Annotated in this window: 17 protein-coding genes; 8 read left to right on the top strand and 9 right to left on the bottom strand. The window is 68.0% G+C overall.

Annotated features, from left to right (window positions below; translation table 11 throughout):
- Positions 1 to 43: 43 nt before the first annotated feature.
- The gene (locus SOM39_RS00085) at positions 44 to 994 is read right to left on the bottom strand and encodes a LysR family transcriptional regulator (RefSeq protein ID WP_320457133.1); all 951 of its coding nucleotides are present in this window, start codon (positions 992 to 994) and stop codon (positions 44 to 46) included.
- Between the two features lie 113 nt (positions 995 to 1,107).
- On the opposite strand from SOM39_RS00085, the gene SOM39_RS00080 reads away from it, so the two are divergent.
- The 4 genes from SOM39_RS00080 (at position 1,108) to SOM39_RS00065 (ending at position 4,919) form a co-directional block, all read left to right on the top strand.
- Positions 1,108 to 1,509, top strand: a complete 402-nt coding sequence (locus SOM39_RS00080) for a RidA family protein (RefSeq protein WP_320457132.1) — start codon at positions 1,108 to 1,110, stop codon at positions 1,507 to 1,509.
- A gap of 88 nt (positions 1,510 to 1,597) precedes the next feature.
- The gene (locus tag SOM39_RS00075) at positions 1,598 to 2,146 is read left to right on the top strand and encodes an outer membrane beta-barrel protein (RefSeq protein WP_320457131.1); all 549 of its coding nucleotides are present in this window, start codon (positions 1,598 to 1,600) and stop codon (positions 2,144 to 2,146) included.
- 106 nt (positions 2,147 to 2,252) lie between these two features.
- The gene (locus tag SOM39_RS00070) at positions 2,253 to 2,657 is read left to right on the top strand and encodes a VOC family protein (RefSeq protein WP_068852588.1); all 405 of its coding nucleotides are present in this window, start codon (positions 2,253 to 2,255) and stop codon (positions 2,655 to 2,657) included.
- An 84-nt stretch (positions 2,658 to 2,741) separates the two neighbouring features.
- A complete protein-coding gene (locus SOM39_RS00065; RefSeq protein WP_320457130.1) occupies positions 2,742 to 4,919 on the top strand; it encodes a hypothetical protein in 2,178 nt (725 codons plus the stop codon).
- 11 nt (positions 4,920 to 4,930) lie between these two features.
- On the opposite strand, the gene SOM39_RS00060 is transcribed toward SOM39_RS00065, so the two are convergent.
- Positions 4,931 to 5,116 (bottom strand): hypothetical protein, encoded by a 186-nt coding sequence (locus SOM39_RS00060; protein WP_320457129.1) that lies wholly within the window; start codon positions 5,114 to 5,116, stop codon positions 4,931 to 4,933.
- Between the two features lie 98 nt (positions 5,117 to 5,214).
- Here SOM39_RS00060 and SOM39_RS00055 point away from each other — a divergent pair, with 98 nt between their 5' ends.
- Positions 5,215 to 6,114 carry a LysR substrate-binding domain-containing protein gene (locus tag SOM39_RS00055; RefSeq protein WP_320457128.1) on the top strand — a complete coding sequence of 300 codons (900 nt, stop codon included), beginning with the start codon at positions 5,215 to 5,217 and terminating at the stop codon, positions 6,112 to 6,114.
- A gap of 3 nt (positions 6,115 to 6,117) precedes the next feature.
- On the opposite strand, the gene SOM39_RS00050 is transcribed toward SOM39_RS00055, so the two are convergent.
- From SOM39_RS00050 to SOM39_RS00025, 6 genes are all read right to left on the bottom strand, one after another.
- Complete coding sequence (locus tag SOM39_RS00050; RefSeq protein WP_320457127.1) at positions 6,118 to 6,885, bottom strand: YggS family pyridoxal phosphate-dependent enzyme; 768 nt, start codon at positions 6,883 to 6,885, stop codon at positions 6,118 to 6,120.
- A gap of 46 nt (positions 6,886 to 6,931) precedes the next feature.
- Positions 6,932 to 7,438: a hypothetical protein gene (locus SOM39_RS00045; RefSeq protein WP_184126878.1), complete on the bottom strand. Its 507-nt coding sequence runs from the start codon at positions 7,436 to 7,438 to the stop codon at positions 6,932 to 6,934.
- Between the two features lie 106 nt (positions 7,439 to 7,544).
- Complete coding sequence (locus SOM39_RS00040) at positions 7,545 to 10,646, bottom strand: error-prone DNA polymerase (RefSeq protein ID WP_320457126.1); 3,102 nt, start codon at positions 10,644 to 10,646, stop codon at positions 7,545 to 7,547.
- Complete coding sequence (locus SOM39_RS00035) at positions 10,643 to 12,058, bottom strand: DNA polymerase Y family protein (protein WP_320457125.1); 1,416 nt, start codon at positions 12,056 to 12,058, stop codon at positions 10,643 to 10,645. Before SOM39_RS00035 ends, SOM39_RS00040 begins: the two co-directional genes overlap by 4 nt.
- 9 nt (positions 12,059 to 12,067) lie before the next feature.
- Positions 12,068 to 12,685, bottom strand: coding sequence for a translesion DNA synthesis-associated protein ImuA (gene imuA, locus SOM39_RS00030; protein WP_320457124.1), 618 nt, complete (start codon positions 12,683 to 12,685; stop codon positions 12,068 to 12,070).
- A gap of 232 nt (positions 12,686 to 12,917) precedes the next feature.
- On the bottom strand, positions 12,918 to 13,079 hold the full coding sequence (locus SOM39_RS00025) for a hypothetical protein (protein WP_320457123.1): 162 nt from the start codon (positions 13,077 to 13,079) through the stop codon (positions 12,918 to 12,920).
- A gap of 74 nt (positions 13,080 to 13,153) precedes the next feature.
- On the opposite strand from SOM39_RS00025, the gene SOM39_RS00020 reads away from it, so the two are divergent.
- Positions 13,154 to 13,624 (top strand): helix-turn-helix domain-containing protein, encoded by a 471-nt coding sequence (locus SOM39_RS00020; RefSeq protein WP_320457122.1) that lies wholly within the window; start codon positions 13,154 to 13,156, stop codon positions 13,622 to 13,624.
- Here SOM39_RS00020 and SOM39_RS00015 read toward each other — a convergent pair.
- Positions 13,588 to 14,067: a type II TA system antitoxin MqsA family protein gene (locus SOM39_RS00015; protein WP_320457121.1), complete on the bottom strand. Its 480-nt coding sequence runs from the start codon at positions 14,065 to 14,067 to the stop codon at positions 13,588 to 13,590. The two genes, SOM39_RS00020 and SOM39_RS00015, sit on opposite strands and share 37 nt — an antisense overlap.
- 525 nt (positions 14,068 to 14,592) lie before the next feature.
- On the opposite strand from SOM39_RS00015, the gene SOM39_RS00010 reads away from it, so the two are divergent.
- Positions 14,593 to 17,409, top strand: a complete 2,817-nt coding sequence (locus tag SOM39_RS00010; RefSeq protein WP_320457120.1) for a beta-glucosidase family protein — start codon at positions 14,593 to 14,595, stop codon at positions 17,407 to 17,409.
- A gap of 445 nt (positions 17,410 to 17,854) precedes the next feature.
- The coding region (locus tag SOM39_RS00005; protein ID WP_320457644.1) for a transposase at positions 17,855 to 17,975 on the top strand (121 nt) is incomplete at its 3' end.

Below are 17,975 nucleotides of genomic sequence, written 5' to 3'. Positions count from 1 at the left end.
CCGTCCTCGCCCGGCGCAGGGGCGCGGGCTTGTGGTTTCGATGCTAGGGCAGGGCCGAGCCCTTTGTCATCACCGGCACGTGGTCGCCCATGAGAGCCGCTACCCAGTCGACGAACACGCGCAGCTTGGCGCTGACGTGGCGGTTGGGACGGAAGGCGATGTGCAGCGGCATCGGGTCGACCTGCCAGTCGGTGAGCACGCGTAGCAGTTCGCCGCGCCCGGCGTGCGCGGCGGCAACGTAATCGGGCAGCCAGAGCACGCCGAGCCCGGCGACCCCGGCCGCCAGATAGGCGTTGCCGTCGTCGACCGCCAGCTGATGCCGGCCGTGCACGGTCAGCGTTTCTTCGCCACGCCGCAGCGCGTAGGGCATGGCCCCTGCACGCCGCGAGCCCCGGTAACCGATGATGCGATGCGGTTCGGCTTCCAGTGCCTTGGGGTGGTCCGGCATGCCAACCGTGGCCAGGTACTGCGGCGCGGCGTACAACCCTGCCTGCAGGTCGCCGATGTGCCGCGCGACCAGCGAGGGATCGGAGAGCACGCCGCCGCGGATCACGCAGTCCACGTTCTCATCGATCAGGTCGACATTGCGGTCGCTGACGCCCAGGTCGAGCTGGATGTCCGGGTACCGCGCGTGGAAACCGGGAAGCGCAGGGACCAGCAGGAACCGCGCCAGCGGCGCGGGCACATCCACCCGCAACCGGCCGCGCGGGCTGGCGGCGAAGCTGGAGAGGCTGGTTTCGGCATCATCCAGATTGGCGAGCAACCGCGAGACGTGCTCGTAGTACGCCGCGCCATCGTCGGTGACATTGACCTGGCGGGTGGTGCGGTTGAGCAGGCGCACGCGCAGCCGGGCTTCCAGCTGCTGCACCAGCTGGGTCACCGTGGTGCGGCTCATGTGCAGGGTCTGTGCGGCCCGGGTGAAGCTGCCGGTCTCCACGACCCGGGCAAAGGCCTGCATGGCATCGAAACGGTCCATCGGCACTCCTGCGGTCAATTGTTTGGATTCTACAAACAGTGATGGACAAGGTTGGTCGTTTATCGACCGGGCCGGGGCGCCTACCGTGGAGATATCCCATCACCCGGGGCAAAACCCCTCTGGAGTCTGCAATGGCAAGTCGCGACGTCGTGTTCCCCTCTCGCCGGCAGGACCTGTATGCCCGCTACCGCTATTCGACGGCGGTGCGGTCCAACGGCTTCCTGTTTGTCTCCGGCCAGGTCGGCAGCCGCGAGGACGGTTCGCCCGAACCGGGCCTGGAAGCGCAGGTGCACAAGCTCTTCGAGAACCTCAACGCGGTGCTGGCGGCCGCCGGCTGCACGTTCGACGATGTGGTCGACGTGACCGTTTTCATGATCGACCCGGACCGGATCCTGGAGCGGGTGTGGGCGATCGTGCCCGAGTACTGGGGCCAGGCGCCGCACCCGACCCTGACCGCGGTCGGGGTCACTTGGCTCAGCGGGTTCGACGTGGAGTTCAAGGTGGTGGCCAAGTTGCCCGAGGCCCGCGCCTGAGGGTTCGTTTAACGGAATTGACACAAACATGAACAGGAGGCAGAGTGGCGCCGCCCAGATGGGCAAACCACCCTTTGGAAGGACCTGAATGAAGAAGTTCGTCACCCTGGCCGCCGCCATCGCGCTGGCCACCCTGTCGACCGATGCCATGGCCGGCCACGCATTCGTGCGCGCCGAGCTGGGCAGCAGCGATACCGAAGTGCGTTACGACGGTTTCCGTGGCAGCGAGTCGGACACCTCCGCCTCGATCGGCGGCGGCTACTGGTTCACCCCGAACATCGGCGTCGAAGGCCATGTCGGTTCGCTGTACAACAAGGACCTGGGCTACGACCAGGAGCTGGACCTGGTCTCGATCGGTGCTGGCCTGGTGGTCAAGAAGAACTTCGGCGCCGACAATACCGGCTTCTTCATCGGCGCACGCGCCGGCATCGCGCGGCTGACCGCGCAGGTGCGCGAAGACACCTTCGACGTGGTGGATGACGAAAGCTCGACCAAGCCGTACTACGGCGTCAATGTCGGTTACGACTTCAACCGCCGCTGGGGCCTGAGCCTGAACTACGACCGCCGCCAAGGCGATTTCAGCGGCGTGGACGTGGACGTGGATACGATCAGCCTGGGTGGCGAGTTCCGCTTCTGATCCCACCGCTTGCGGTGACAGGACAACGGCAGGCCGGTGCAACGGCCTGCCGTTTTCTTTTGCGCGGGCAAGGGCATAGGATCAGCACGGACCCAGGGAGACTGCGATGGCAAAGGTGACCGGAATCGGTGGGGTGTTCTTCAAGAGCCGTGGCGACCGTGCGGCGCTGGCCGAGTGGTACCGGCAGCACCTGGGCATGACGCTGGAGGAGTTTGGTGGCGCGGTGCTGCGCTGGCCCGACGACAAGGCCAACGACGGCGGGTTGACCGTGTGGGCCCTGGCCGAGCCTGACAGCCAGTGGTTCAGTCCCAGCGATGCGCCTTTCATGATCAATTACCGGGTGGATGACCTGGAGGGGCTGCTGGCGAACCTGCGCGAGGCTGGCGTGACCATCGTCAGCGGGCCGGAGACGCATGAGAACGGTTCGTTCGCCTGGATACTGGATCCGGAGGGGAACAAGCTGGAGTTGTGGCAGCCGATGGCGTGGGACCCGGAGCGGCGGGCCGGTTGAGCGGCATCGGGGGCGCTTCTTCACACGACTCCGTCGCCCGGTTGTCGATAGTGGCCGCGTCACTCCGCTTCGTCGCAGAACTCCATGCCCCTGATTCCCGAGCGCGTCCGGCGCTGGCCCCGGCCATGGCGCGTGGCGTTGCTTACCTTGCTGGCGCTGTATGCGCTGTACCTTGTTGCCGGCAACGTGTTCCTCAACACGCCGTTGTTCGATGCGGTCACCAACCGCAAACCTGAAAAATTCAGGCTGCAGACCGGGCCGGCGCTGACGCTGCTGCCCGGGCACGCGGTTGTCTGGAACGTGCGCATCCGCGGCCAGGCCAACCATACCGTCTACATCTTCCGTGCCGACCGTGCGAGCGCGTGGATCTCGCTGGTGCACCTGTTCAAGCGCGAAGTCCGCATTCCAGGCATCAACGCCACCGGCGTGGAAGCGGACATCCAACGGGTGGAAAAGGCGATCCCGCCGCCGCCGCGTGGTGATCGCGGCTGGAACATCCGGCTGGATGCGATCCACAGCGACAGCATCCGCAGCGGCCGCTTCGGAAAGCTGCTGATTGCCGGGCAGGGCCATGGCACGGTGGGCTTCCAGAAGCAGGTCAAGGGCGGGCCGTCCGAACTGTTCGATTCCACTGCTGGCTTCGAGCAGGCCACGATCACCTACGACGGGGTCAAGCTGCTGGACGAGGCGCACCTGGCCGCGCGCTTCCATTACCCGCGCCACTACCGGGATGAAGCCCCGGGCCTGCGCAAGTTCGGCATCACCTTCGCGCAGCTGCAGGTGGATGGGCGCAGCCAGGCGATCAAGATCGACACGGCCGGGCCACACGTCAAGGTCGGCAGCGTACCGGCCGAGGCACGGCTCACGGCCGATGTGGTGATGGACCGCGGCCTGCTGCAACCCGGCAGCCGGGTGGTGTGGCGGGTGCCGGTGCATGCCGGCGTGCATGCACCGGATCGCGGCCTGTTGTCGCTGCAGCTGGACGTGGCCCAGGACATGCGCGTGCAGGCACGCCTGCCGCGCGACCCGGAAACCGGCAGCGAACTGCACGCGGACCTGCGCGTCACCGGCCGGAAGATTCCGTTCGAGGCGCCGGCCGAACTGTTGCCGCGCCTGTCCGGGCAGGTGCGTGGCGCGTGGCGGTTCGAGTCGTTGAACTGGATTGCCGATCTGTTCGTGCGCAAGCCGTGGTTCAAGCTGGAAGGTGGCGGGCTGCTGCAGGGTGACCTGCGCATTGCCGATGGCCAGTTGGCGCCGGGCAGCACCCTGGAGGTGCCACAGGTGGCCGCCATTGCCGAGGTGGCGGGCGTGCGCATGCAGGGCGATGCACATGCGCTGGGACGCATCGCCAACGGTGCGCCGCCGCAGGCGGAATTGAAGGTCGATATTCCCACGTTCCGCGCGGCGCCGTCCGATGCGCCCAAGGCGGTGTTGTTCGATGGCAAGGCGCTGGCGTTGACCCTGCGCGGCGATGCACGGCTGCAGCAGCTGCGCGACGGCATGCGCGCGCAGCTGCGCTTCAACGACGCGCGGGTGCCTGACCTGAGCGCCTACAACCGCTACGTCGGCAACGACAATGTGCGTCTGCTCGGGGGGACCGCACTGCTGAGCGGCGACGTGACGCTGGATGCTGCCGGCCGGGTCGGGCAGGGGCGCGCGGACCTGCGCGGCACCGGTGCGCGCATGCAGGCCGCCGGCCTGTCGCTGCGTGGCGATGCGCAGGTCAAGGCAAGACTGCAGCGTGCCGACTTCGACGCTGGCCAGTTCGACCTGGGCGGCACCACGCTCAGCCTGCGCAACGTGCAGGTGGACGGCGATGCCGCCAAGGGCGGCTGGTGGGGCGAGGTCGACCTGCGCAGCGGGCACATCCAGTCAGAGGCACCGTTCCAGGTGGACGCACGTGCCGACCTGCGGCTTCGCGATGCCGGTCCGCTGCTGGGCATCTACGCCGAGCGCAGCCAGTACCCGCGCTGGGTGCTGGGGCTGCTCGATTCGGGTGAAGTGCTGGCCAGCGGCCAGCTGCGCTGGCGCCGCGAGCACCTGGCGGTGGACGACCTGCAGGCCGAAAACGCGCGGCTGTCGCTGCGCGCCCGGCTGGACATGGAGCAGGCGCAGCGCCGTGGCGACCTGTACCTGCGCTGGGGCCTGCTCGGGGCCGGCATCGAACTGGACGGCGGCAAGCGCACCTGGCACCTGTCCGGGGCCCGCGACTGGTACGACAGCCGTCCCCGGGTGCTGCCCGAGACCAAGCCGGCTCCGTAAGGCCGGGGGTCTCAACGCCGCGCGGCACCAACCTCGCAGGCAGCCCGAGCCGGTAGCGCTACGGGCTGCGTGGCTGTCCCGGCCACCGCCCGCGCCGTGTCAGCGGCGGAGACCTTTTCCGGCTCCGCCAGCGCCCGCGCCAATCCCACATCGGCGATATGCCCGTGCAGGAACAACAATCCGCTGTAGATGTTCATGTGCGTCCTCCACTTGAGTGGACCTCACGATAGGGGCAGGATGGACGGCGCAAAAGCGATCCTTTCGCAAGTCTTTCTTGAAATGGATTCAAGTCGCCATGTCCCGTATCCCGCTCCAGCCGCTGCAGAATTTCGTTACCGCCGCACGCCTGGGCAACCTGACCCGCGCGGCCGATTCGCTCAGCCTGACGGTCAGTGCGCTCAGCCACCAGATGCGGCAGCTGGAGGAGCGCCTGGGGTATGCGCTGCTGCAGCGCCAGGCACGCGGGGTGCGGGTGACGCCCGAAGGGCAGCGGTTGCTGGAACAGGTGGGCCCGCATCTGGATGCGATCGCGCAGGCGCTGCAGCCGTTCGGTGCGCGCCACGACCGCGTGCTGTCGGTCAGTGCACTGCCATCGATGGCCTCCAACTGGCTGGTGCCACGGCTGGGCTCGTTCGTGGCCTGCCACCCGGAGATTGAATTCAACCTGGAATCCAGCGAGCGGCTCACCGATTTCGAGCGGCAGCTGCAGTGTGATGCTGCGTTGCGGGTGGGTGCCGGGCAGTGGAGCGGCCTGCATGTGGAGCCGCTGTTCGATGAGTGGCTGATGCCGATGGCCAGCCCGTCACTGGTCGAGCGCATGGGCGGGCTGGGCGCGCTGCCGCTGTCGCAGTGGCCGCTGCTGGGGGACCCGGATGGCGAGTGGCAGCGCTGGTTCGCCTCGGTCGGCGAGGTTGCGCCGTCGCGCTATGTGGCCATGCTCAATGACTCCGAATCGCACCATCGTGCCGCGCTGGATGGCTTCGGGGTCGCACTGGGGCGGGTGACGCGGGCGCGGTTGCTGCTGGATTCGGGGCAGTTGATTGCCTTGTCACCGCACCGGTTGAAGACGCGATGGTCGCATTGGCTGGTCTATCCGCCACGGTCGTCCACGCACCGGGGGTTCCTGGCGTTTCGTGAGTGGCTGCACGCGCAGGCGGCGGAGCATGCGCGGCATATGCAGGCGTTGGTGGGGTGACGATCAACCCGCAGGGGTTGGCCAATAGTGACTGTCGGGGGTGCTGCGCGCGCCGAAAATCGCCTGGCCTACGCGTACCACCGTGGCGCCTTCCTCGATGGCGATCTCGAAATCGCCGGACATGCCCATCGAGAGTTCGTCCAGGCTGACGCCCACCGGCAGGGTCGGACGCAGGCGCTCACGCAGGTCGCGCAGGCGCACGAAACACGGGCGCACCTGTTCGGGATCCGCCGAGAACAGCGCGAGGGTCATCAAGCCGCGCACGCGCAGCTGGGGGAAGGCGGGCAGCTGCTGCACGAAGTCGACCACCTCGATCGGGTCCAATCCGTACTTGCTGGCTTCGCCGGAGGTGTTGACCTGCACGAACACATCCAGCGTGCGGCCTTCCTGCGCCAGCCGCTGGTCCAGCGCCTGGGCCACGCGCAGGCTGTCCAGCGCCTGGAACTCGCTGGCAAAGCGGGCCACATCCCGCGCCTTGTTGGTCTGCAGGTGGCCGATCAGCGACCAGCGGATGCCCAGGTCGGCCATGGCTTCGGCCTTGCCCTTGGCTTCCTGCACCTTGTTTTCGCCCAGCGTATCGCAGCCGGCCTGCACCGCCAGTCGCAGCCGCGCTTCGTCCACGGTCTTGCTCACCGGCAGCAGCCGCACCGTGGCCGGATCGCGCCCGGCACGGGCGCAGGCAGCGGCAATGCGTGCGTGCACCGCGTCCAGGTTGCGGCGGAAATCTTCGACGGTGGCAGCCTGCGGCCAGGTGGGGGCGACGATGGACATGACGTGTTCCGGAACAGGCACGGCCCGCATTTTCGCACGGCGGCAATCAGGGCGCTGTAGGGGTACCCGGACGGATGTAATGCGACTGCCCGTTGTCGTTGAGGAAGATCAGCTCCGGCTTGCCCTGCCAGGAGGTGAGCATGGCGCCGGTGCTGTTCTGGTGCTTGATCACCAGGGTGGCGCCACGATCCGGGTTCGCGGTGATCTTGAACACTTCGGTGGTGCCCTTGGCATCATCCAGCGTGAGCGAGGCCTCATCGCCGACATCGGCAGTGCCATAACTGCCCCGTTCGGAACCGTCGGCACCAAGCAGCACCACGCCCGACAGCGGCGAGGCGCGCGGGCCCTGCGACACGCCCCTGCTGAGCGGATCGGGCAGCGGCGCGCCCAGGATCACCCGCGCCTGGCCGCTGCCGTCCTGGATGACCAGCCCGCGGGCGGTGATCACCCGCTCGGCGGACTGGCTGCGGTGCAGCTGCACGGCGGTGTACCCCGAGACCAGCAGGGCAAGGCTGGACACTGCCAGTGTGGTGAGGGTGAGTACGCGCGACATGGCAGGTTCCGGATCCTTGGATGGCAGCGACGATAGCCGAAGCCGTGATGGCCGCACCAGTCGGAAAAGTCTGTATCTATCGTCAGCGTGAAACCGGTCACAGCAATCAATGGAAGTCGCGGCTGTGGGTACGCACCCCCTCGATCAGCGCATCGAGGTTGTGCATGCGCTGCACGATCAGGTGCTGCACGCCATCCACCCGCTCCAGCCGGCCATCGATCTGCATCAGCTGCGCCTCCACCAGCACCCGGTGCTGGCGGTCGGCGGTCCTGCGCCAGACCACTGCGTTGACCATGCCGCTTTCGTCTTCCAGGGTGAGGAAGGTCACCCCGCTGGCGGTCTGCGGGCGCTGGCGCATGCGTACCAGGCCGGCGAAACGCACGCTGCGCCCGTGCGGCAGCTGCGCCAGTTCATCGGATCGCTGGCAACGCCGTGCGCGCAGCTCGTCGCGCAGGAACGACACCATGTGCTGGCCCAGGGTGGTGCCGGTGCTGTTGTAATCGGCCTGCATGTCCTCGAACGCACTCGGCGCCGGCAAGGCCACGGCCGCGTCGGCGGTGGCGCGGACGTTCTCGAACAGCGGCAACGGCTTTTCCACCCCCGAGACATCCCAGCGCGCGCGGTGGCGGTGCCCGCTCAGCCCCTTCAGCGCGCCGGCGTCGGCCAGCAGCCCCTGGTGGCGGCGGTCCAGCCGGGCCCGCTGGCTGAGGTCGGCCACGCTGTCGAAGGCATGGCGCGTACGTGCCTGCATCACTTCCTCGGCCACCGCTTCGCTGAAGCCATCGATCATGCGCAGGCCGAGCCGGATGCCGGGCAGGGCATCGGCCTGCGTGGCCGGCACCAGCGTGCAGTCCCAGTCGCTGTGGCGCACATCCACCGGCAGCACCGGCACGCCATGCCGGCGCGCATCCTGCAGGATCTGGTCGGGGGTGTAGAAGCCCAGCGGCTGGCTGTTGACCAGGCTGGCGGCAAACGCGGCGGGGTGGTGGCATTTGAGCCAGCAGCTGACGTAGGTGATCAGCGCGAAACTGGCCGCGTGGCTTTCCGGGAAGCCATAGCTGCCGAAGCCCTTGATCTGCTCGAACAGGCGCTCGCCGTAGTCGCGGCTGTAGTTGTTCTTTGCCATGCCGGCCAGCAGCTTGTCGCGATGCGGTTCCAGCCCGCCGTGGCGCTTCCAGGCGGCCATCGAACGGCGCAGCGCATCGGCCTCGCCCGGGGTGAAGCCGGCGGCGGCCACTGCCAGCTGCATCACCTGTTCCTGGAACAGCGGCACGCCCAGGGTGCGCTTGAACACTTTCTCCAGTGCCGGCGGGTAGTCGACTTCTTCGATCCCTTCTTCCTTGAGCCGCTTGCGGCGGTTGAGGTAGGGATGGACCATGTCGCCCTGGATCGGGCCGGGCCGCACGATCGCCACTTCGATCACCAGGTCGTAGAAGCAGCGCGGCTGCATGCGCGGCAGCATCGCCATCTGCGCGCGCGATTCGATCTGGAACACGCCCAGCGTGTCGGCGCGGCAGATCATGTCGTAGGTGGCGGTGTCGCCGGCCGGGATGTCGGCCATCCCCATCGCCGGGGCGCCATGCGCGTGCAGCATGGCCAGGCATTTGCGCACGGCGGTGAGCATGCCCAGCGCCAGGCAGTCGACCTTCATCAGCCCGGTGGCATCCAGGTCGTCCTTGTCCCACTGGATCACGGTGCGGTCGGCCATGGCCGCGTTCTCCACCGGCACCAGGGTGGACAGCGGGTGCTCGGAAATCACGAAGCCGCCCGGGTGCTGGGACAGGTGGCGTGGGAAGTCCACCAGTTCGGCGGTGAGCGCCACCACCCGCTGCATCAACGGCGTGTCCGGGTCGAAGCCGCGTTCGCGCAGGGCCTCGGGCAGTGGCTCGTGGCTGCTCCAGCGGTCCAGGCAGGCGGCCAGTTCGTTGACCTGGTCCGGCGGCAGGCCGAGCACGCGGGCCACGTCGCGCACCGCGCTGCGGCCACGGTAGCTGATCGCCACGGCGGTGAGCGCGGCACGTTCGCGGCCATAGCGGTTGAACACATACTGCAGCACTTCCTCGCGCCGTTCGTGTTCGAAATCGATGTCGATGTCCGGCGGTTCGTCGCGTTCTTCGGAAATGAAGCGCTCGAACAGCAGTTCCATGTGGCTGGGGTCGATCTCGGTCACGCCCAGCACGAAGCACACCGACGAATTGGCCGCCGAGCCACGGCCCTGGCACAGGATCTGCTGGCTGCGGGCGAAGCGCACGATGTCGTGCACGGTGAGGAAGTACGACTCATATTGCTTGAGGTGGATCAGCCGCAGCTCGTGTTCGATCTGCCCGCGCTGCGCCTCGCTGGCGCCGCCGGGCCAGCGCCAGCGCATGCCCTCTTCGACCAGGGTGCGCAGCCAGCTGGCCGGGTCGTGGCCGTCGGGCACCAGCTCGCGCGGGTAGGTGTACTGCAGCTGCGCCAGGTCGAACCGGCAACGCTCGGCCACGCGCAGGGTTTCCTCCAGCAGCTCGGGCGGGTACAGCGCGGCCAGCGCCTGGCGGGTGCGCAGGTGGCGTTCGCCATTGGGGAACAGGTGCCAGCCGGCATCGGCGATGGTGCAGTGCTGGCGGATCGCGGTGAGGGTGTCCTGCAGCGCACGGCGGCGGCGCACGTGCATGTGCACATCGCCGCTGGCCAACAGCGGCAGGTCGTGGGCGTAGCCGAATTCCAGCAGCGCTTCCAGCCGCGCCACGTCGTCGGCGTCGCGGTGCAGTTCCACTGCCAGCCACAAGCGGTGCGCGAAGCGCGCATGCAGCCAGGCCGCCTCTTCGGCACTGGGCGAACGCGCCGGCCACAGGCACAGCAGGCTGTCGGGCAGGGCATCGAAGTCCTCGCGCAGGCAGCGGTATTCGCCCTTCGGCGCACGCCGGCGGCAGGTGGTGATCAGCTGGCACAGCCCGGCATAGGCGGCCTGGTCGGTGCACAGCAGCACCACCTTGGGCCCGTCCTCGATCTGGAATTCCGCGCCGGTGATCAGCGCCAGCGCGTGCTTCTTCGCCGCCTGCCAGGCGCGCACGATGCCGGCCAGCGAACATTCGTCGGTGATCGCCAGGGCCTGGTAGCCCTGTTCCTTCGCACGCGCGAACAGCTCCTCGGCAATGGAGGCGCCGCGCTGGAAACTGAAGGCCGACAGGCAATGCAGTTCGGCGTAGCCAGGCAGGGCGGTGCTCATGCGAACCAGCCGTGCAGCATGAACGGCCCATGCCGCGCGCCGGCGGCGGTGTAGGCCCAGGCGCGCTGGCCCAGCGCCGTTTCCACCACGTAGTAGTCGCGGCGCACATCGCCTTCGTCCCACCAGCCCGATTCAATCCGCTCCGGCCCGGAAAGGATGCGCAGGTCCGGGTCGTACAGTGGCTGCGGCGTGGCCAGCAGCCAGCCCGGGCGCAGCGGCAGGGTGGGTGGCGGGCCCTTGAGGGCCTGTGCGGCGGTGCCGCTGGCGCGTTCGGGGCGGTGTTCGGCGCGCAGCCCCACGCCCTGCACGGCATCGTCGCCCAGCCGCGCGCGCAGGCGTTCGCGCAGCTGTTCCCACGGCATGGCCTGCTGCGGGCGCGGGTCGAACAGGTCGCGCGCGGCCGGCACGAACGGCGGCAGGTGTTCGGCCTGCAGGCGCAGCCCACGGCTGCCGGCGGGCAGGCGCAGGTGGTCGACGCGGTTGCGCGCCAGTTCGAACAGTATCGCCGCATCGCGTTCGGGGGCGAGCAACCCTACGGTGAGCCGGGTGTCGGGGTGGCGCTCGTGTTCGAACCACAGGTCGAACTGCTGCGCGCCGCCATCGCGCGAACACAGGAAGGCGGCCAGGTCGGCGGTAAGGCGGCGCAACGGGAACAGCAGGGCCTGGGTGGATTCGATTTCATACTCGAACTCGATCCGCGCATCGAACCGGTCCGGCGGCCGGAAGTACTGCAGCGGCGCACTGCCGATACCGCGCAGCGCATCCAGGTGGGCCAGCACCTGGGCCGGGAAACGCCGGGCCAGGCTTTCGCGGGGCAGCGCGAAGGCCGCGCCCAGCGTACGCAGGCCGGAGCGCGCCAGTACCGTGACGGCCTCGGCCGGCAGGCCGCTGCGGTCGATCGGGATCTGCGCCAGTGCAGGTTCCAGCGCGGCCGCATCCACGCCCAAGCGGGCATGCACGCGGGTGAGTACCCAGGCGGCGTGCGGGTTGGGTGCCGCTACCAGCCGATGGCGGAAGCCGAGTTCCTTCAAGCCCTCGCGCAGGCGCTGTTCGATCGCCGGCCAGTCACCGAACAGGGCACGGCTGGCGCCGATCTCCAGCGCCAGCGCATGCGGGAAGGCCAGGCTCACCTGCGAGCTGATGCCGTACAGCCAGCTGGCCAGCAGCTGGCGGGTGTCCTGTTCGGCGCGCGGGTCGTAGTCCACTGTGAGCATGTCGCGGGTCAGCACCTGCGCGGCCGACAGCAGCATGCCGCGGCGCAGGCCGAGCTGGCGCGCCGCCGGGCTGACCGCATGCAGCACCCGCCGCTGGGCCGGGCCGCTGACCAGCACCAGCGGCGCGCGCGGATCGGGCTGCTGGCGCAGGGCCGCGTCCAGCGCCAATTGAGGCAGCAACAGGCAGGCCCACTGCATGGCGGCGCCTCAATGGGCCAGGGCCAGCGGCAACGGCTGCGCCGGTGCCATGCCGCCGCGGCATTTGAGCACCCGCACCTGGCCGGCATCGAGCTGCAGGCGCAACGGGGCGGGAGAGGGGTTGCGGGCCAGCCGGCTGTCGCGGAAGGCAAAGCCCAGGCACTGGCCGGTTTCGGCGGCCACCTGCAGCCGGCGCAGGGCGCGGTCGTCGGCATGCCCGGGCCAGCACAGCACCGCCGCACACGCGGCCGAGCGCAGGCATTGTTCGGCCGCCCACAGCGCTTCGCGCGGGCTGGCATGCACTACCTGCAGCTGGCCCAGGGCCAGCCCGGCGCCAGCCCAGGCTGGCGCATGCGGCAGGTGCGGCGGGGCGACCAGCACTACGGTCTGCTGCAGCTGGCTGAGCCGGGCCAGGGTCGGCCAGACCAGCGCCAGCTCCCCGTGGCCGGGCGCGGCCAGCAGCACCTCGGACAGGGCGGAGGGCGGCCAGCCGCCGCCGGGCAGCCGGCTGTCCAGCGCCGGGTGCCCGGTCGGGTGGGCAGCGGCTTCCCGCGCCGTCCCGCGCGGCTGCCCGCGCCAGACCTGGCGGCTTTCCAGCAGCTGTTCCAAGGCCACCACCGCGCCCATCAGCGCACCTCCCTGGCGGGCTGGAACAAGGAGAAATGGGCGGGAAACCTGAACATGGAGGCGAGGATAGGCAGGGCAGGTGTCAAGGGTTGAGACCGACATGCTACGTGTTATTAGCAAAATTGCTAATGAATTTACCCACCCTGTCGGTGATCCCGTAACAATTCGTAGCCCCGGCCGTTGGCCGGACACCGCGCGCAGCGCGGCCCAAGCGTCCGAAGCCCAATTCACATCAGCCCACCGCACATTTCCCGACGTTTACCGCCGCCGAGGCCGACAGGGCATCCAGCAGCGGCTGGGCGTAGTAGACGTTGGCCACGCTGAGCCCACCGGCGCAGGCGAACAGCAGAAGCAGGGAAGGAGCGAAGCGCGGGAGTGGGGCAGTGGTGGGCATGACTGGTCTCAAAATAGAACCAGTTGAGTCTGTGCCATTTGGTTCTAAAATGAAACCACTCAAGGAGGCTCGCCATGCACCACGATCTCAACCGCACCTGCCCGGTTGCCCGCGCGCTGGACCGGATCGGCGACCGCTGGTCGCTGCTGATCGTGCGTGACGCCTTCGACGGCGTGCGCCGCTTCAGCGATTTCCAGCGCGGCCTGGGCATGTCGCGCAGCATGCTCAGCCAGCGCCTGCAGGCCCTGCAGGACGCCGGTGTGCTGACCCAGCAGGCCGCCGCCGATGGCAGCCGTTACCACGACTACGTGCTCACCGCCCAAGGCCAGGCGCTCTTCCCGCTGGTGGTGGCGCTGCGCCAATGGGGCGAGGGCCATCTGTTCGATCCGTCTGAACCGCGTTCGCACCTGCAGGTGATCGGCACCGGACAAGCGGTGGCACCGCTGCTGCCGCGCGACGCCGAGGGCAGGGCGCTGACGGCGGCGGAGACCGAAGTAATCAAGCCGGATCAGGTTCCCCTGAGCGGCGACTTGACCCGGGGCTGAAAGCTGGCGGCCGCCTCGAGGATTTCTCCAAGAAGGTCGGGGTGGCGATCCAAGAGGCGGAACAGGTTGAACACCGCTGCCACCGGCTGTGCCTTGCCCGTTTCATACCGGGAAAACGCATTGGGGCCGCCGCCGGCGATGGCCGCTGCCTCATGCTGACTCAAGCGCAGCTTACGACGTACGCGGCGCAGCTCCGCGCCCGCGTCCAATCGGGCTTGGTGCACCAGTTCATCGGCGGCCGCGAGATATCGTGCATGGCTGGTGTCATCCAGAAACGTCTCTTCGCAACGCTCGCAGCGCTCACCAACAAGTTGGGGCACGTCGATCGCTCGATTGCCGCTGGCCAGTGGCAGCGATCCGGCAAAAGCGACCAGTGAACCCACCGCACCGCATGCAGGGCATTGACCTGGGGCGAGGGTGGGGTAGTCGTGTGCGGTCGTCATGGTCATAGCTTCTTGAATGAAACAACGAGCTTGGGACTGGGGGAGATCTGCTTGACCTGTATCAGTGGGTACTCCGGCGCCTGCTTTTCCCAGACGCCGTCGGAGCGGACGGTGACACCGCGTGGCGTGGCACCAGCCCGGGTGTGAGGGGGCGATGTACGCATCGCTTCCTTCCATGGTCAGGACGAATATACACCTTAGAGGTTGAATCACAATCACCGCAACGCAAACGTTTCTATCCAATTCGGTTGTTCGATAGGCCACATCGCTCGTAACTCAAACCTGAACGCGCTGTTGACACGAATGAACAGGGTGAACGACTCTTGAGCGGATGGGTGCTGGTGACGGCACCCGGCGGATGCGGTGGCTGTGGCGACAGGCGGAGGGGCCTGATCGTGGCTGGCGTGCCCGTGTAGTTCGATCCCGAGCGCAGTTGCGTGCCGGGATCCCGCCATGACGGCGCTGCACCCTTCTGCGGCAAGACTCCCTGGATTTACTGCGTCAGCAAAGGTGTTTCGCCCGCTTATGAAAACGATTACAAAGCCCTTGGCCCTGACGGCCGCCATCGCCCTGTCGCTGTCTGCTCCTGCCTTTGCCGCACCGACGGTGGGTGGCGACGCCTTCACCGTGCTCCGCCTGGACCAGGCACCGACGTACCTGGATGCCAAGCTGGTGGCCGAACAGCTGCAGGCGCTGGACGTGGATGCGCTGACCATCGGCAACGTGATCCGTCCGGCCGACAGCATGGAAAGCGCGCAGGCACCGGACCCGCTGGCAGCATTGGCCGACGACCTGGGCTACACCTATCGCTTCGTCAGTGCCGACCCGGCTGCGGCCGAACAGCGCGGCAGCATCGTGCTTTCACGCCTGCCAGTGGAAGCCGAATCGGGCGTGGAAGCGCCGGGCCTGAACTACCTGCGCCTCAACGACGGCCGCCACGTGGTGGCGCTGTACACGCGCGCTGCCGAGGCCGATGGCACGGCGGTCAAGACGCTGGTGGACAGCTCGCGCCTGGGTGCGCCGGCGGTGCTGCTGGGTACCGATGCGGACATCGCCACCGCCGCCGGTTTCGCCGCCATCGGCAAGGGTGCCGGGTACAGTGCCGGCTTCGATGCCGCCACCACCAAGCCGGTCAAGCTGCGCCTGGATGCCGATGCGAGCATCGCCGGCCAGCTGCTGACGCTGGGCTACAACGCCCCCGTGGGCGGCGACACGCCGTGGATGGACACCGGCCTGGGCGCGGATGCGCGCGCCAGGCTGCTGGTGGCGCGGATGACCGTGGACGAGAAGTTCCAGATGCTGCACAGCTACTTCGGGCTCGGCAAGGATGGCGGGCCGCTGCCGGAAGGCGCTGTCGGTTCGGCCGGGTTCGTGCCGGGCGTGCCGCGCCTGGGCATTCCGTCCCAGCAGTCGGCCGATGCCGGCGTGGGCGTGACCAACCCGGGCGGGATCCGCAAGGGCGACCATGCCACGGCGATGCCCTCGGGCCCGTCCACCGCCTCGAGCTGGAACCCGCAGATCGCCTTCACCGGCGGTGCCACCATGGGCCGCGAAGCGTGGCAGCAGCGCTTCAACATCCTGCTGGCCGGCAGCGTCAACCTGCAGCGCGACCCGCGCAATGGCCGCAATTTCGAATACGCCGGCGAAGACCCGGTGCTGGCCGGTCGCCTGGTGGGTGAGTCGATCCGCGGTGTGCAGAGCCAGCACGTGATCTCGACGATGAAGCATTTCGCGCTCAACGACATGGAAACCTCGCGCAACTTCCACAGCGCCGAAATCGGCGAACAGGCGATGCGCGAGTCGGACCTGCTGGCCTTTGAAATCGCCCTGGACGAAGGCAAGCCCGGTTCGGTGATGTGTTCCTACAACCGCATCAACGGCACCTACGGCTGCGAGCACGATTACCTGATGAACCAGGTGCTCAAGCAGGAATGGAAGTTCCCCGGTTTCGTGATGTCCGACTGGGGCGGTGTGCACAGCGGTTCGAAGGCGGCGCTGGCCGGCCTGGACCAGCAGTCGGCGGGCGAGGTGTTCGACAAGGCGGTGTATTTCGATGCGCCGCTGCGGCTGGCCGTGGCCGGTGGCACGGTGCCGCAGGCGCGGTTGGACGACATGGTGGCGCGGATCCTGCGCACGATGTTCGCGCACGGCAATTTCGACCTGCCGCCGCAGCATGTGCCGATCGACGATGAAGCGGGCTTTGCGGCCGCGCAGCGCACGGTGGAAGAGGGCAGCGTACTGCTGCGCAACGCCGGCGACGTGCTGCCGCTGGGCAAGGAAGTGCAGCGCATCGTGATCATCGGCGGGCATGCCGACAAGGGCGTGATCGGGGGCGGTGGTTCGTCAATGGTGGGCTGGACCGCGCGTGGCACCAATGCGGTGCCGGGCGTGCTGCCGACCACCTGGCCGGGCCCGGTGATCTTCCACCCGTCCTCGCCGCTGGAGGCGCTGCGCGCCGAGCGCCCGGATGCGACCATCGAGTACGTGGACGGCCGTGACGTGGCGGCTGCCGCGCGCGCTGCCGCCGCAGCCGACGTGGCGATCGTGTTCGCGACGCAGTGGTCGGCCGAGTCGGTGGACCTGCCGCACATGAAGCTGCCGGACAACCAGGACACGCTGATTGCCGGGGTGGCCAAGGCCAACCCGAAGACGGTGGTGGTGCTGGAAACCAACGGTCCGGTCGAGCTGCCGTGGCTGCAGCAGGTGCCGGCGATCCTGCAGGCGTGGTACCCGGGCATCCGCGGCGGTGAGGCCATTGCGGCGCTGCTGACCGGCAAGGTGAATCCCTCGGGCCGGCTGCCGGTGACGTGGCCGGTGGACGCGTCGCAGCTGCCTCGCCCGCACGTGAACGGGCTGGGCTTCAATCCGAAGCAGAAGCCGGACGACACCATCGATTACAACATCGAAGGCGCCAACGTCGGCTACAAGTGGTTCGCGGCCAAGGGCCTCACGCCGCAGTTCGCGTTCGGCCACGGGCTCTCGTACACGCAGTTCCAGTACGACAACCTGACCTACACGGCGATGGGCCAGCGCCTGGTGGCGACGGTTGACGTGCGCAACACCGGCAAGGTGGCCGGTGCGGACGTGGCGCAGCTGTACCTTAAGATGCCGGAAGGCAGCACCACGCCGATCCGCCTGATCGGGTTCCAGAAGGTCACGCTGCAGCCGGGCGAATCGCGCCGGATCCGCATCGAGGCCGAACCGAAGGCGATGGCCAGTTTCGATACGCGCGACAAGCAGTGGAAGATTGCGGAAGGCCGTTACGAGCTGCAGCTTTCGCGCTCGGCCAATGAGCCGCTGCAGACCTCGCCGATGGTGTTGAGTGGTGGTGTGGTGAAGTGAGGTGTACGTGGTGCGTGGGCGTTTAGAGCGCTCACGCTTTACCGCGAACAGCCTTGGTCTGCGGGCGCGCCTGGCTTGGCTGGCGGGTGTGGGTTTGCGGGACACGCCGCAAGTACGTCCATGTAGGCTCGTTCGCGCCATCCATGGCGCTCTACGGTCCCGCAAACCCACCCCCGCCAGCCTTTGACAGTTGGCCGGTGACCCACGGAAATCAAAGGCAACAGCAACGGCAACGGCAACAGCAACAGCGTTGTCCACCGCTTTTTCCGTGGCCACCGACTCACTTTCAAAGGGTCGGCGGGCATGGGGGTACGGGGGCTTTGCGAAACATGGATGTTTCGCAAGAGCCCCCATGGATGGGTTGAGGTGGTCTAATCCGGTTGGACACTCGATAGGATCAATCCAAGCATCGAGGTGACCCGTGGCAAGACAGATAACCCAAGGTATGAGAGACGAGGCCGTACGCCTGGTCGTGGTGGAGGGGCAGACGGTAAGAGAGGTCTGCCAGCTGATGGAGGTCGGCCCAACCGCGCTGAGGCGCTGGATAGATCAATGGCAGCGGAAGC

The sequence above is a fragment of the Stenotrophomonas sp. CFBP8994 genome (genome assembly GCF_034044835.1).
In the GTDB taxonomy this organism is placed as follows: Bacteria; Pseudomonadota; Gammaproteobacteria; order Xanthomonadales; family Xanthomonadaceae; genus Stenotrophomonas; species Stenotrophomonas rhizophila_A.
Note: the sequence above shows the minus strand (reverse complement) of the source record. Positions and strands in the feature narration are given on the sequence as shown.